At 59.3% G+C, this 14,492-nt stretch carries 14 protein-coding genes and 2 pseudogenes; 7 read left to right on the top strand and 9 right to left on the bottom strand.

The genetic code is table 11. The features are described 5' to 3' along the window. Positions 1 to 3: 3 nt before the first annotated feature. Positions 4 to 801: a mechanosensitive ion channel family protein gene (locus A4G99_RS04830; protein ID WP_190303686.1), complete on the bottom strand. Its 798-nt coding sequence runs from the start codon at positions 799 to 801 to the stop codon at positions 4 to 6. Positions 802 to 932: 131 nt separating this feature from the next. On the opposite strand from A4G99_RS04830, the gene A4G99_RS04825 reads away from it, so the two are divergent. Continuing rightward, on the top strand, positions 933 to 1,337 hold the full coding sequence (locus A4G99_RS04825; RefSeq protein WP_066140103.1) for a ribbon-helix-helix protein, CopG family: 405 nt from the start codon (positions 933 to 935) through the stop codon (positions 1,335 to 1,337). A gap of 6 nt (positions 1,338 to 1,343) precedes the next feature. On the opposite strand, the gene A4G99_RS04820 is transcribed toward A4G99_RS04825, so the two are convergent. From A4G99_RS04820 to A4G99_RS04805, 4 genes and pseudogenes are all read right to left on the bottom strand, one after another. After that, on the bottom strand, positions 1,344 to 1,799 hold the full coding sequence (locus A4G99_RS04820) for a DUF5814 domain-containing protein (RefSeq protein WP_066140100.1): 456 nt from the start codon (positions 1,797 to 1,799) through the stop codon (positions 1,344 to 1,346). A gap of 12 nt (positions 1,800 to 1,811) precedes the next feature. Continuing rightward, positions 1,812 to 2,426: a cupin domain-containing protein gene (locus tag A4G99_RS04815; RefSeq protein ID WP_066142333.1), complete on the bottom strand. Its 615-nt coding sequence runs from the start codon at positions 2,424 to 2,426 to the stop codon at positions 1,812 to 1,814. A 265-nt stretch (positions 2,427 to 2,691) separates the two neighbouring features. After that, positions 2,692 to 3,533: pseudogene (locus tag A4G99_RS04810) on the bottom strand (polyprenyl synthetase family protein). Positions 3,534 to 3,575: 42 nt separating this feature from the next. After that, positions 3,576 to 4,298, bottom strand: a complete 723-nt coding sequence (locus tag A4G99_RS04805; RefSeq protein ID WP_066140097.1) for a class I SAM-dependent methyltransferase — start codon at positions 4,296 to 4,298, stop codon at positions 3,576 to 3,578. 138 nt (positions 4,299 to 4,436) lie between these two features. Here A4G99_RS04805 and A4G99_RS04800 point away from each other — a divergent pair, with 138 nt between their 5' ends. After that, positions 4,437 to 5,942 carry an MATE family efflux transporter gene (locus tag A4G99_RS04800; RefSeq protein WP_066140094.1) on the top strand — a complete coding sequence of 502 codons (1,506 nt, stop codon included), beginning with the start codon at positions 4,437 to 4,439 and terminating at the stop codon, positions 5,940 to 5,942. Positions 5,943 to 6,151: 209 nt separating this feature from the next. On the opposite strand, the gene A4G99_RS04795 is transcribed toward A4G99_RS04800, so the two are convergent. The 3 genes and pseudogenes from A4G99_RS04795 to A4G99_RS04785 form a co-directional block, all read right to left on the bottom strand. Further along, entirely contained in the window at positions 6,152 to 7,105 is a 954-nt protein-coding gene (locus A4G99_RS04795; RefSeq protein WP_066140091.1) for an electron transfer flavoprotein subunit alpha/FixB family protein, read from the bottom strand. Beyond that, a pseudogene (locus A4G99_RS04790) lies at positions 7,102 to 7,892 on the bottom strand (electron transfer flavoprotein subunit beta/FixA family protein). Before A4G99_RS04790 ends, A4G99_RS04795 begins: the two are co-directional and overlap by 4 nt. 104 nt (positions 7,893 to 7,996) lie before the next feature. Further along, complete coding sequence (locus tag A4G99_RS04785) at positions 7,997 to 9,100, bottom strand: hypothetical protein (protein WP_223301722.1); 1,104 nt, start codon at positions 9,098 to 9,100, stop codon at positions 7,997 to 7,999. 978 nt (positions 9,101 to 10,078) lie between these two features. Between A4G99_RS04785 and A4G99_RS26980 the strand changes: the two genes are divergently transcribed. Next, positions 10,079 to 10,510, top strand: a complete 432-nt coding sequence (locus A4G99_RS26980; protein ID WP_223301721.1) for a hypothetical protein — start codon at positions 10,079 to 10,081, stop codon at positions 10,508 to 10,510. A gap of 33 nt (positions 10,511 to 10,543) precedes the next feature. After that, complete coding sequence (locus A4G99_RS04775) at positions 10,544 to 11,008, top strand: type IV pilin (RefSeq protein WP_066140088.1); 465 nt, start codon at positions 10,544 to 10,546, stop codon at positions 11,006 to 11,008. 37 nt (positions 11,009 to 11,045) lie between these two features. On the opposite strand, the gene A4G99_RS04770 is transcribed toward A4G99_RS04775, so the two are convergent. Continuing rightward, a complete protein-coding gene (locus A4G99_RS04770) occupies positions 11,046 to 11,669 on the bottom strand; it encodes a methyltransferase domain-containing protein (protein ID WP_066140084.1) in 624 nt (207 codons plus the stop codon). Between the two features lie 124 nt (positions 11,670 to 11,793). Here A4G99_RS04770 and ahaH point away from each other — a divergent pair, with 124 nt between their 5' ends. Genes ahaH through A4G99_RS04755 form a run of 3 tightly spaced genes read left to right on the top strand, consistent with a single transcriptional unit; the run spans position 11,794 to position 14,477 of the window. Beyond that, entirely contained in the window at positions 11,794 to 12,126 is a 333-nt protein-coding gene (gene ahaH / locus A4G99_RS04765; RefSeq protein ID WP_066140081.1) for an ATP synthase archaeal subunit H, read from the top strand. After that, a complete protein-coding gene (locus tag A4G99_RS04760) occupies positions 12,113 to 14,197 on the top strand; it encodes a V-type ATP synthase subunit I (protein WP_066140078.1) in 2,085 nt (694 codons plus the stop codon). Before ahaH ends, A4G99_RS04760 begins: the two co-directional genes overlap by 14 nt. 7 nt (positions 14,198 to 14,204) lie before the next feature. After that, a complete protein-coding gene (locus A4G99_RS04755) occupies positions 14,205 to 14,477 on the top strand; it encodes a F0F1 ATP synthase subunit C (protein WP_066140076.1) in 273 nt (90 codons plus the stop codon). Positions 14,478 to 14,492: the final 15 nt, after the last annotated feature.

The raw sequence follows: 14,492 nt of genomic DNA, 5'->3' as shown, positions 1-14,492 counted from the left end.
TTCTCACCCCGCCAGCGCGATTCCCGCCTCGTCGAACCGCCGATTGACCCGACGGAAAAACTTCGAACGGGCCGCCACGAACTCCGCGTGTGTCGGGTCGTCTATCCAGAACGAGACTTCGACGGTGAGCCGTGAGTCGTTCATATCCGTGACGTGGACGGAGGGTGCCGGGTCGTCCATGATGTCGTCGTGACGGTCGGCTTCCTCCAAGAGAATGGCATCCACCGCATCGACGTCCACGTCGTAGGCGAGGGGGAACTCGTGGTGAACGCGAAGCGTGTCACCCGCGACGGGGTTCTTCACGGCGTTGGTCGTGAGGACGGAGTTCGGCACCGTGATGAGTTCGTTGTCGAAGGTACGCACGCGGGTCACTCGAAAGGTGATATCCTCGATAACGCCTTCGTTTTCGGACCACGCTATCCAATCACCGATGTTGAATCGTGGGTCAGTGACGATGAAGACGCCACCGACGAAGTTCGCGGCGATATCGCGGGTTGCAAACCCGACCGCGATGGTCAGTGCGGCCGCGAGCGTCGCGGATGCACCGAAAACGTCCACACCCGCGAGGTCGAGCGCGAGGAGTATCCCTGCGAACCAGATCACCGCACGAACGACGCGCAGTATCGCACCACGGATGGTGCGATTGACGCTCCGAATTCGGAGCGCTCGTTCGACGGCCGGTTCCAACACGAACCGACCGACGAGGTAAAAGATGGCGAGCGAGATGGAGAAAATCACGGCACCCCAGAAGTACTGCGGAAGTCTATCCAGTAAGGCCGCGTTATCGAGGGTCTTCCCCACTGGTCCACCCAATTGACCGACGGGATGTTCCGGCATATCGGGTCATGAGGAACGGCGCTTATCTCATGGTTACGGCCGTGTGGATGTCTGACAAAAGGTTAAATACCCTTACAACACTAATCTACACTGAGATGGGCAACAAAAACAAGACGATTTCCTTCAGGGTCAACGAGGACGCGTTCGAGACCCTGCGGGAAATCGCCGAAAAGCGCGACATCTCGCTGTCGGCAGTGTTCCGTGATTACGTGGACCTGCTGGTCGCCCATGACGGAAAAGTCAAAGTCGTTCCCGAAAACCAGATCGGCGAGACGACCAACGAGGAGTCGTTCCCGCCGAAAATCGAGGTCCCGAAGAGCTTCGTTCGGGAACACGAACGCCTCGAACTGGAGGCGGAACACCTCCGCGAGCAACTTCAGGAACACAAGGAGTACGTCCGCCATCTCCAGACGATGGTGGACGTCGAGGAAGAGGAGGTCATTCAACTCGAAGAGTTGGACGACGAGATGGAGAACGACGAACCGTTTCGATTGGGATAACCGGGATTAGCCCGACAGCGACCGTTTCTTCTGGCGCGAGCGCTCCGACATCGAGCCGTCGCCCTCCACGTTGGCGAGTTCCTCGATGGCTTCGAGTGTCCGGACCGAATCGTCCAAGAAGGACAGCACGTCGCCCGGATACGCGTACACCAGATAATCGTCGGTCATCACGTCAACGATGGCGTCCGGTCCGAGGCCACCCTCGCGCAGTTCGAGCAGGTACTGCATGAACTTCCGCTCCGGACAGCCACAGTACGGATTGCTCTGGCAGTCACAGTCCAGGAAGTCCTCGGCGAAGTCGAGCACACGGTCCCGCGTCGCCTCGTCGAGTTTCTGGAGGCCCTCGCCCTGGAACAGAATATCGAGGGTCGCGCCCTTGAACGCCCCTTTCGGGATGTTCGTGTCCAACTGCGAGGAGATCTGGCGGTGATTTTTGACGTAGATTTTGTCCGTGATAGCCACGCTTGTCGGGAACTATTCGGTTCCGCCGGATAAGCGTGTCGTCGGGGGCGTGTCGAACTCGGCACCACATTCGCCACAGACGACGATTGATCGGTTTTCATCGCTGAGTTCGACGTGTAAGCCGTCTTCGCCGCAATCGGGACACGGGTCAGGGAGACGCTCGGTATCACATTCGGGACAGACGAACAGCGGTCCGTCGTCGGTCATCTCGAATCCCAACTCACCGAGACCGCAGTCGGGACAGTCCACGGGGAAACGCACCTCATTGCTGTCGCGCGGTGCGCCCAACGCGAGTATCACGAGTTCGTCATCGGATTCGTTCTTTCCCGACCGGAATTCGCCGGGCGCGAATCTGATCGCTTCACCTGCATTGATGGTCACGGTTTTGCCCTCCTCGTTTTCAGCGTCGATTGACGGGTACATCTCGAAGGCCGCTTTTCCTTCGATTACGACGAATACCTCCTCTTGGTCCATGTGCGTGTGGAGACCTCCGGGGAGTCCTTCTTCAGGAGCAAGGCGATAGTAGTTGATTGCAACGTGGGTCGTTCCGAGCGGTTCGGTCAGTTCGTGACGTGAAATTTCGGAATCACCCGATTCATCCGCTTCGTCGATCGATACTGACTTCATATCCGTCAGTTCGAACAGTGCCAACAATTCGTTTATGGGTGTCTGTGAGTTCAGGAGTGGACAACTACAACGACGAAGACGACGACAGTTGCTAGGGAAAATGACCGCGACCGCATGCGGAGCGTCGTGCCGACCGCTGGCACGACGCTCCTTGACGCCCCCATCCCTCCCCGATGCTCGTGTGTCCTCGCCGAAATGGCTCGGGCACACTCGTCGCGCATCCTGAAAGCGGGTGCGTACATTCGACTCGGAGAGAAAAGCCGTCTCAGTGTTCCCGTGTGACGACGAACTGCGCGAAATCGCGGAGGTAGTCCAGCGCGGCAGAATCGGGCGCGTCGACCCTGTCGAGGGCGGCCAATGCGGCTTCGGACTGCTCGTGGGCGAGTTCGTTCGCCTCGTCGGCGCTGAGGTCGGTCACCTGCACGATGGACGGGCGACCGATTTCCTCGTCCTGTCCGGTCGGCTTGCCGAGGTCGTCGGGGTCGGCCGTCGCGTCGAGCACGTCATCGCGGATCTGGAAGGCGATACCGACGCGTTCCGCGTATTCGCCGAACGCATCGACCGTTTCGGGGTCGGTGTCGGCCGCCAAGGCTCCGAGCGCGGCGGCGGCGCGGAACAACGCACCGGTCTTTCGGCGGGCGAGTTCCATGTATTCGGGCTGGTTCGACGGCGTGGCGACGAGTTCCGAGGCTTCGCCCATGCCGAGTTCGATCATCGATTCGGCGACGACCTCCATGGCGCGTGGATCGGAGGAGAACAACTCGAACGCTTCGCCGAGCATCCCGTCACTGGCGATGATGGCCGGGCCGTAGCCGTACTCCGCCCATGCGCTTTCGGTGCCGCGGCGCACGTCCGAGCGGTCGATGATGTCTCCACGACGAGCGACGCGTCGTGGACGAGTTCGATACCGACACCGAAATCGACGGCGTCCTCGGCGTCGCCACCCGCCGCTTCACAGACGAGCATGGCGACGGTCGGCCGGACCCGTTTTCCCCCCGAGAGTGCCGTGTGGGCCAATTGCTCCGACAGTTCACGTGGTTCGACCCGCTCTACGACCTCCTCCAACCGGTCTTCGACGAGCGTCCTGCGGGCCATCAGGTACTCCATTCATCTGTGCTTCAGGACGGGGGACGCAAATACGTGACGGGTTCAGTCGGCTGTCATCACGGCACGGATCGACAAAAACGTCGGTTCGCGGGACACCCGTTCGAACGTTTCGGGGGATTTCTCACGGAATTTCTCCGTCGGTTGACTCTCCGCGATACCGTCGAGACGAAAGCGGGCGTTCAGCAGGGGGTTCAGTATCGCCGCTAACGGTCTGCGGTACGTGGAAACCTCCACCGGGTCGCCGAAACTCGTCCACTCGTCGCTCACCATCTCGGTCTCGAAGTAATCGTCCGGGTCGAAGTACAGCGTGTCCGCGACCGGATGCCCACACGAGAACACGAGAATTCCGTGGGGTCGGAGGACGCGACCCAGTTCGGAAAACAGCGACTCCCAATCCCCGACGTAGTCGAACGCCAACGAACTGTACACGAGGTCGAAGTGGTTCGACTCGAAGGGAAGGGGTTCGCCGAAATCCGCTCGGAGAAATCGCCCCGCGGGGGCACGCTCCCGTGCGTGAGCGAGCATTTTGGCACTCACGTCGATTCCGGTGACGCTCGCTCCCCGTTCGAGCAGATGCTCCGCCGTGATACCCGGACCACAACCAGCGTCCAGTACGTCGAAGCCCTCGATGTCGGGGAGCAATCCCAGCGTCGTCGGGCGTTCGAGGTCGGCGTTGAACGGCTTCGTCGGTGCCCGTTTGGCGTACTCGTCGGCCAGTTTCTCGTACGTGGGAAGGGCCAACGGTCGTTCTCGCTCGTCGGTCATACCCGTTCCTCCGCGAGTGAGGTGAAAAGTTCGCTGGTCGGAACGACGATTCGAATTGACAAGTCGTATCGTTCATGTCATACGTTAACAGCTATCGCGAGGAATTATTCGGGTGGGTACACCATACAAAATTCGAGCATGAGCGACGCTTCGAACGGGAAGTCCACACGGTTCACCCACGGGTCGATACTGTGGCCGCTTCTCGCGTTGGCTCTCCCGCTCACCGCCACGCAGTTGCTGCAAGTGGCGTACAATCTGACGGACACGTTCTGGGTCGGACGGCTTGGTGCCGATGCGGTGGCGGCGCTGTCGTTCTCGTGGCCGCCGATATTCCTGCTCGTAAGCGTCGGCGGCGGGATGACGAACGCGGGAACCATCCTCATCGCGCAGAACACGGGCGCAGGCAACGACGATCGACTCGGGCACGTCGCCGGACAAACGGTCGGCTTCGTCGGATTGCTCTCGGTTGCCGTTTCGATGCTTGGCGTCGTCTTCGCCCCGGAATTGCTCCACGCCATCGGGACCACGCCGGGAACGAAGGTCCACGAATTGGCCGTCACCTACACGCGAATCGTCGTCCTCGGCATGCCGTTCACCTTCGGCTTTTACGTGTTCATGGCCCTACTCCGTGGCTGGGGAGACACGAAGACGCCAATGTATCTGATGGTCCTCAGCGTCGGCCTCAACATCGTACTCGACCCGTTTTTCGTCCTCGGATTTACTGGCAATCCGCTGTTCGGATGGTTCGGTCTCGGTGGACTCCAGCGTTCGCTGTTTACCACCACTGGCTTCGGCGGGTTTGGAGTCGCAGGCGCCGCGGTAGCGACCGTTCTCTCGCGGGGAATCGCGGCCGTCATCGGATTCTGGTTGTTGTTCGGCGGCCGCGTCGGTCTGCATCTCGCGCTGGACGACCTCCGGTTGAAATCCGAGACCGTCGGGAAGATACTTCGAATCGGGGTTCCCGGAGCTATCGACCAGAGCACCCAATCCATCGCGGTCATCGTCATGACGGCGCTCCTCGCTACCGTCAGCACCGACGCCGTCGCGGCGTACGGTATCGGCACCCGATTCATCTCCCTCGTTTGGCTTCCGACTGTGGCGATGGGGATGTCCGTCGAGACCGTGGTCGGGCAAAACCTCGGAAACAGGCGGCGGGATCGCGCTCGACGCACGGTGTACATCGCCGTCGCAATCCTCGGGGTGGCCTTCCTCGTCGCTGGCGTGCTGACGTTTTGGTACGCTCGACCCATCGTCGGCCTGTTTATCACGGGGGCAGGCTCCGACGCGATAATCGATCAGGGTGCGACGTTCCTCCGAATCGTCGCGCCGACGTGGATCATCATGGCCGCCTACCACATGATGAACGGAGCGTTCTACGGGTCGGGGTCCACCCGGATGGCGATGGGAATCGCCGTGACGTCGTTGTGGGGAGTCCGTGCTGTCATCGCAGTTGTCGCCATCCTCGTCTTCAGCGTCGGCGCCACCGGCGCGTGGTACGCCATCGCAGTATCGAACGTGACGGCGGCCGTCGCTGGCGCGTTCTTTTTCTTCCGTGGCCGATGGCTGGAGGACGTCCTCGAAGCCGATTCGACGGAAGGACCGGATTCTGACGCGGATTCGGGGCGACTGACCGATTCGCAGTAGCGGAGAATAACGACCGATTCCCGTCGGTCAACGGTCAACGACGAACGGCAAAATTCTGCACCGTCAGAGCTTCGCTCACGAAGAGACCAAAAAACCGCGAAAACCTTAGCTGAAACTGCTCGATCAGTTCCGGCACTACTTCGACCACCTTTTTCCCGCTCTCACTCCGTTCGAGCGGCAAAAATCTGGACCAAAAAACCGCGAAATCCTTAGCTAAACTGCTCGATCAGTTCCGGCACTACTTCGAACAGGTCGCCGACGATACCGTAGTCGGCGATGTCGAAGATGGGTGCGTTCGGGTCCGTGTTGACCGCGATGATGGTGTCTGAACCCTTCATCCCGGCGACGTGCTGGACCGCACCGGAGATACCGATCGCGAGGTAGACCTTCGGCGTCACCTGCGAACCGGACTGGCCGACCTGCCGATTCTTCGGGAGCCAACCGTTGTCCACGATGGGACGTGACGAGGAGAGCGTCGCGCCGGTGGCTTCCACGAGGTCCTCGATGAGCGGGAGGTTGTCCTCCTCCTCGATACCGCGGCCGATACTGACGAGGAACTCCGCCTCGCTGATGTCCACGTCGCCAGCGCCGACTTCCTCGAATCCGGTGACGGTCGAGCGGATGGCGTCCTCGTCGGGTTCGAAGTCGAACGCGGAGACGTCGGCGTCGCCGACGCCTTCCGCTTCCGGCCACTCGGCACCACGGGTCGTCAGGGCGAACTGGTCGCCCTCGACTTCCACCGTCGTCTCGACTTTCGAACCGTACATCTCACGCGTCGTCGTGAGCGTGTCGCCGTACTCGAAGCCGATGACGTCGGTGACGAGCGGCAGGTCGAGACGGTTGGCGACGGCGGGCGCGTAGTCCAGTCCGTTCACGCTGTTCGGCATGAGGACGAACGTCGGTTCGAGGTCGCCGACCAGCGCCTCGATGGCCTGTACGTACACGTCGTGGTTGAACTCCTCGCCGTATTCGACGGTGTGGATCGCATCGACGCCGGTGCGGTTCAGCGTGTCCGCGTAGGAATCCACGTCGCCGCTGATGACGGCGAGGTGCAGGTCGCCACCCGCGTCGTCGGCGAGTTCACGGCCTGCGGAGATGATTTCGAAACTCTCGTCGCGGAGGTCACCGCGTCGGTGTTCCGTGATGGCGAGCACGTCGCTCATTGGACGACCCCCTTCTCGCGGAGCACGTCAGCAAGTTTCGCCGCCGTCTCATCGGTGCTTCCCTCGAAAATCTCCGCGTCGCTCTCGCTCTCGGGTTCGTACATGTCGGTCAGTGTCAAATCGCTCCCCACCGCGTCGGCGTTCAGACCGAGGTCGCCGAGCGTCTTCGGTGCGATTTCCTTGGACTGTGCCTGTCGGATTCCGCGCAGACTCGCGTAGCGCGGTTCGTTGATACCCGTCTGGATGGTCAGTACGGCCGGGATTTCGATGTCCGTCAGTTCCTCGACGCCGCCCTCCAGTTCGCGGTGGACATGTGCGACGCCATCGTCGGCATCCACGTCGAGGCCGTTGACGACCGCACCCCACTCGAAGTCGATCTCGTCGGCGAGTGCGACACCGGTCGCGCCGAACGCGTCGTCACCGGCTTGCACGCCGGTCAACACGAGGTCGGGTTCCTCTTCCGCGACAACGGCGGAGAGGATTTCGGTTTTGGTCTCCACGTCGAGCAGTCCGGCGTCTTCGAGTGCTTCGTCCCAGACGCGGATCGAACGGTCCGCCCCTTTGGCGAGAGCCATCCGGATCGTCTCTTCGGCGCGTTCCGGGCCGATAGTGACGGTTACGACTTCGTCGGCGATGCCCGCCTCGTTCAGCTGGACACCCTCCTCGACGGCGTAGTCATCCCACTCGTTCAGGTCATATTCGAGGTAGCGGTCGTCTACCTCGTCCCTTCCACCTCGAAGTCATCCGCGAGTTCGGCGACTTCTTTCACCGTTACAAGGACCTTCATAATCAATTCCTTTCCGGGTAGCGGGTAAACGTTTTCGAAACGGCTGACAATGCACACGCCGTACTAATCGGATTTGTTACCTATTGGCGGGGGAGATCGGGCGGCTACTCGTCGGTATCGAAATCGGTGATGTCCTCGCCGGGGAGCGTGATGAGGTTCTCCCGACCGATTCGAAGTTTGTCCACACGCCCGCTCTCGTTCATCGCCGAGAGCAACTGGGAGACTTTGGCGTTCGACCAGTTCGTCTCCTTGACGATGGTCGCCTGTTTCATTCGACCGCCGTTCTGTTTCAACAGGTGTTCGACGCGCTCCTCGTCGGACAGCAAGTCGAGGTCCGGTTCAGGGTCGTCGTCCGGATCGGGTTCCGGCGGTACGGGTTGTCCATCGACGGGGTCGGAATCGACGACGAGTTCATCATCGTCGTCATCGCGCTGGAGGAATGCGTAGACACCGGCACCGGTGAGACCGACGAGGGCCAAGAATCCGGCGGCATACTCGTAAGGGAAAGAGTTCTCCGTCGGACCCGACGTGTCTTTTTCGGTGTATGTGACGTCGAGGAGTTCCGGAAGGGGACGAGCGCTTTCGGAGCTTCCAGACACGGAAATGGTTCCGTTGTTGTGTCCGATGTTAGAGTCGAGAATCCGATACCCGTCGGGGTCCTCGATGACGAGAGTCTGCTTTTCGGAAAGCGAACGAAGCCACGTCGATTCACCGTCGTTATACAGAAATACGTCGTGGAGATAGAGCCGATCACCGTTCACCCGCGTAAAATTCGTCCAAATGAAGGTGAGCGATAGCGTTCCGGTGTCGTTGCTGACGAAGTAGTTCCGTTGCGGGTTCCGAATCTGCATCTGACGCCCCGTCGCAGCCTGTTCCTGTCTAGCGATCGCTCGAAACGTCTTCGCAGAAAGACTGACGCTTCCGCTGTTGAGGTTACCGTTCTCGAAATCCTCACCCATTCGTTCGAACGCTGCCGTTTCGTTCTCGTCGGTAAGTGCGAACTGCATCGAAACGTTCCACCTGGCGTCACCATCGGAGCGGGGTTTGATCCGCATCGTCGTCCCGTTGGTTTGCGTCGCGTTCTTCGCGGTACGGTCTTGTACCACATGACTGCTGGTCGAATGTGAGTTGATATCACCCGCGACAACGGTGGTACCCGCAATGAGGAGGGATAGGAGGACCACGAGGAGGGCGAAGTGTGACCGCATATCCATGTGTGGTCAAGCAGGCAAGAAAATACTTTCCATCCGTGCGATAAAACATCAGCAACTGACTTACAAGATTTACGTAAATCTCTGGAGTTTATCCAAGGGCAAAGAAATCCCGTACGTATTTTAATGAGTAGTTGCGTAACCAACTATATGAATCGGGCGTTCCCCGTTTTAGTTACAGTCCTTCTCATCCTCTGTTCGCCTGCGGCAGTGTTTGGAGTCGGGGCGTCGTCACCGACAACGACGACACCGAGTGCGAAGAATCCGACACATCCATCGGGATTCAACAACACGTCCGCCCACCTAAGTCTCGGAACGGCAGGTAGAAGTGATACGGCTACCCCTTCGCTGAGTCTTAGCACTGCGCTCGAGATGGACAGGAACACGCTAAAAACAGAGAAGCGGATGTACACGCTCGACGAGCAATTATCGAAAGTGAGCACGAGCGGAGAGAAGAGACAGATACTGCTTCGATTCAGGGGAAAACTCGAACGGAAACTCTCATCCCTCCAGACCCACGAGCGGACGGCGAGCCAGCAGTTCAACGGTCAAGAGATCGATACGGACGAATACGTAAAAGAACTCGCGATACTTCAGACGGAAGCTGACGACCTGGAACGTTCGATGAAGTATATGACGTCCGAAGGGGAAAATGTCGTCAAGTTCTCACCTCACGAGCGGGAATTTCAATCTGATTTGATACCGCTGCGTAGCCGAGTACGTGAATCGGCAGTCAGTAGTATCCGCTACGGGACGAGTTCGAAGCCCCTCTACGTGGCAACAAGCCAATCAGGTGTCGTCCTCGCGACAGTGATCAACGACCAATACATCCGTGAAGCGTATCGAGATGACTATCGAAATAGAAGCGTAAACGGATTTTTATCGGTTCAAAAAGCCCGTAACGTCACGGTCAGTCAATATCCCTGGGCGTCGGCTAATGGGGATCCACCAAGCACATACCAGGTGTACGACAAAGTGACGAAAACGAGAATCGTTCACCCACAGGGGCTCATCAGAGCGTATCTCGACAGCGGCACGAAGAAGATATACCGAGAGATACAGTATAAGGTCCTGGCTGGCGACGACCACGTACCGTACGGAACCACGTTCCAAAACAACAGCACGAATCTGCATCTCGTCGTCAATCGAACGTACTCCGGCGGACCGCTCCGAATAAACCTGACCGATTCGGAGGGTGATCCGGTCGACGGTCATATCGAAATCGGGGAGACGGAACTCGGGGATACCGGACCGACTGGAACGATATACACGGTATCACCGAGTCGGGAGTTCACCGTCACCGCGACACACGACTCCGAGACGGTGAAAGTGACACTCACCCCGTACGGAGTAACGAACGGGAGTTCCAATGGTGAAACGCCACGGAATGCTGGTGGATCGGCCTAAGGTTGAAATAGCAATACGGAACCACTGACTGGCGTGTCGAAACGCGCCGTCTCGCCCGTCGTCGGGGTCGTCCTTTTACTCGTCGTCACGCTCGTCATCGGCGGAACCATCGGGGCAGTGGCGGTACATTCGATGTCGGTACGGGAACCGAAACACGCCGTCATCGGGGTTTCGGCTACTGCGGCAACAAACCGGATAGCGTTTACACACCGGGCAGGAGATTCGCTCGACGTCGATTCGATCGAGATCGAAGTGCGTGTGAACGGAGAACCGCTCGCCCATCAACCGCCAGTTCCGTTCTTTTCGGCGGACGGGTTTCGTGCCGGGCCGACAGGACCGTTCAACAGCGCATCCGATCCGACGTGGCACGTGGGAGAAACGGCGAGTTTCACGCTCGCCGAAACCAACGCACCGTTACTCGAACGAGGGGACGAAGTCACCGTTCGGATCGTCGAAAACGGAACGCTCGTCAACGAAATCGAAGCGACTGCACGCTGAAAATCCTCGAACGTCTTCTATAATCCTCGAACAGTACCTATTCTTCAGGAACGCGCGCGACAGTCGTGATGGCGATATCGGGGTCGTAACTCGGACCCATCTCCCGGTGACGAATGTCCTCGTAGCCCGCTTCGTGGAACATTCGATCCGCCTCGTCGCGGTCGTAAAAGAGCATGATCGTATCGGCGACTTTCTGCATGACGCCCGTTCCGGGGTAGTTCGGACCGACGATCAGAACCTCGCCGCCGGGTTTGGTAACACGGCGGATATCACGGAGGGTTTCGACCGGGTCGGGCCAGTATTCGATGGAACCGGACGACCAGACGACATCGAACGAATCGTCCTTGAACGGCAGTCGCTCGGCGTCCCCTCGGTAGAAGCTGACGGGGTCATATTTTCCGATTTTTGCCCACGCCTTTCCAAGTTGGTGGACGCTCTGATCGAGACCGTGGACGTTGTCGGTATGTTCGAGGAGTCCTTCGGTTCCGAACCCGGTCCCGCAACCGACATCGAGCACTCGGTCGTCAGATTCGATGTCGAGCATCGACAGCGCTTCGTCGCGCATTTCCTCGTTCCAGATGAACGGGTTGACCTGATCGTACACCTTCGAGAGGTATTTGTAAAAGATTCGTGCTCGACGTTTGTCTTCGAGAATGCCCATTGTAATTGCGTTGCGGTTGGGACCGAACGATGATGAATCCCCACCATTTTCGCCCGACGGGGAGCCAAATGGTTCCGCAAGTAGTTTATAGCCTCTGGCGCAACCATTCGCGTGATTACCACATATGCCGAGACCGGACGTTCTAGAACGAATAAAAGAGGCCGAAACGGAGGCTGACGGCATCGTCGCGCAAGCCGAGGAGGACCGCGAAGAGCGGATTTCGGAGGCGCACACGAAGGCGGAGGAGATCCGCTCGGAAGCTCAAGAAGAGGCCAACGAGATGGAAGAGAAACGACTCGAAAATGCGCGTGAAGATATCGAATCCGAGCGCAAACAGATCCTCGCAGAGGGCGAGAAAGAGCGAGAAGAGCTCGAAACTCGTGCCGAAGAGAACAAAGAGGAGGCGATAGAATTAGTCATCGACAGATTCAGGGAGGCGGTGCATGCTCAGACCTGAACGGATGAGCAAGGTCTCGGTGGCAGGGTCGCGGATGGTCATGCCCGACGTCATCGAAGCGATTCACGAACTGAATCTCGTACATCTGTCGGATTACGATGGGTCGTGGGAAGGATTCGACCCGGGCAACCCCGTCACTGGCGCGGACGAGGCATCCGACAAACTCGTCACCGTTCGTTCGATCGAAAGTATTCTTGAGGTGAGTGGGGAGGACGCCGGTCCGCAGCGAATCGTTACCGGCGAAGCCCTCGAAGAGGAACTCGAAGAGATTCGAGCACAGGTCAACCGCCTGGACGCCCGACGAAACGAACTCGAAGCAGAACTACAGAGCGTCGAAGAACGGATAGACGCGATGAAGCCGTTCGCCACCCTCGGCATCGACCTCGATCTGTTGTCGGGATACGACCATCTACAGGTCGCCGTTGGCGAAGGGGACGCGAACGAAATCGAACGCGCGCTCGCCGAGTCGAGCGACGTTCAGGAGTACGAACTGTTCTCCGAGGAGCGGACGGTCGCCGTCTTCGTCTACCCGGAAGACGGGGCGGAAGACGCACTCGGCGAGGCATTGGTCGGTATCGAGTTTACGACGTACGACGTTCCGGAGGCCTCGGGAAGCCCCGAGGAGTACGTCGCGGAGCTCGAACACGACTATCAGAAGCACGAATCGAAGCTCAACGGCGTCGAGAGCGAGCTAAACGACGTGAAACTCGATGCTGCTGGCTTCCTGTTGGCGGCCGAGGAAAAACTCGCTATCGAGGTACAGAAAGAGGAAGCGCCGCTTCAGTTTGCAACGACGGAGAACGCCTTCATCGCCGAAGGGTGGATCCCGTCCGACCGCTACGACGACCTTGTGACCGCCATTCGGTCGGCGGTCGGCGACCGCGCCGATGTCGACGAACTCGAACGCGCCGCCTATCGCAACCCAACGGAGGAACACCACGTCGCCATGGACGGCGGTACGGAGGAGAACCCGCCGGTCGTCCAGGACAACCCTGACCCGACTCGGCCGTTCGAACTGTTGGTCGAAACCATCAACAGGCCGCGATACTTCGAGATCGATCCAACCATCGTGCTGTTCCTCACGCTCCCGATCTTCTTCGGATTCATGATCGGCGACGTGGGGTACGGCTTGATCTACCTTACGGTGGGGTGGTACCTCTTCACCCGATTCGACGGCGGGTTCAAGAGCCTCGGCGGCATCGCGCTCTGGTCCGGCGGAGTCACCATCGTCTTCGGTATCATCTTCGCCGAGTTCTTCGGCTTCCACTTCGCTCACGCCCTCTACGGGGCTGGCGGTCCACCGATGGAAAAGGGGCTGACACCGTCGGCCGTCGAGTGGGCGTACCTCTGGCTAGTCATGAGCATCCTCGTCGGGTTGCTCCACATCAACGTGGGATTCATCTTCGACTTCCGCGAGAAGTTGGACCACGGGATCAAGCACGCCTTCATGGAGGCAGGCTCCTGGATACTGCTGATGAACGGGCTCTGGCTCTGGATTCTCAGTACGAGCACCAAGGGTTCGAAACCGGAGTTCCTATTCACGGTGTTCAACGGGGAGCCTGTTCCGCTCGGCTTTACCGGCTTCTCACCCGAGACCGGGATGGTGGGCTTAGCGATCGCCCTCGTCGGCATGATCGCGCTCGTCGTCAGCGAAGGACTGATCATCGCACTCGTAGATGGCCTGGAAGTCGTCACGCACGTGCTCTCCTACGCACGGCTGACCGCAGAGATCATCGCAGAGGCGGGTATCGCGCTCGTCGTCAACCTACTCGTGTTCGGCGCCTCCTTCGATGGAGAGAGCTACCACTACCTCATCGATACGGCCCCGTCCGCCGTCAGCCACGGCGAGGTAGTCTTCCCTGGGCTGTTCCACATGGGTATCATCGGGGTACTCTTCGGAATCGTCCTGCTGATCCTGGGCCACCTTGTCGTGCTAGCGCTCGGCATCGTCAGCGCAGGTCTACAGGCCCTGCGACTGGAATACGTGGAATTCTTTGGGAAGTTTTATGAGGGCGGTGGGGAGAAGTTCCAACCGTTCGGCTACGACAGATCCTACACCACAGAGGACTAAGTAAACCATGTACGAATTCATACTCGCATTCACACAGACCGCGGTACTGCTCGCACAGGACGCTGCAAACACTACCCCGGCCTTCCCTCCGAAGGCAGGTGCTACGCTCGGTGTCGGTCTCGCCGCACTCGGCGCAGGCGTCGCGGAGGGTGGCATCGGTGCCGCCGCCGTCGGCGCAATCGCCGAGGACCGCGACTTCTTCGGTCTCGGACTGATCATGACGGTGCTCCCGGAGACCCTCGTCATTCTGGCGCTGGTCGTCGTGTTCATCGTACAATAACGACCAATTTCATTT

This window comes from Haladaptatus sp. R4 (assembly GCF_001625445.1).
In the GTDB taxonomy this organism is placed as follows: domain Archaea; phylum Halobacteriota; class Halobacteria; order Halobacteriales; family Haladaptataceae; genus Haladaptatus.
This window is presented reverse-complemented; position numbering and strand designations above follow the sequence as displayed.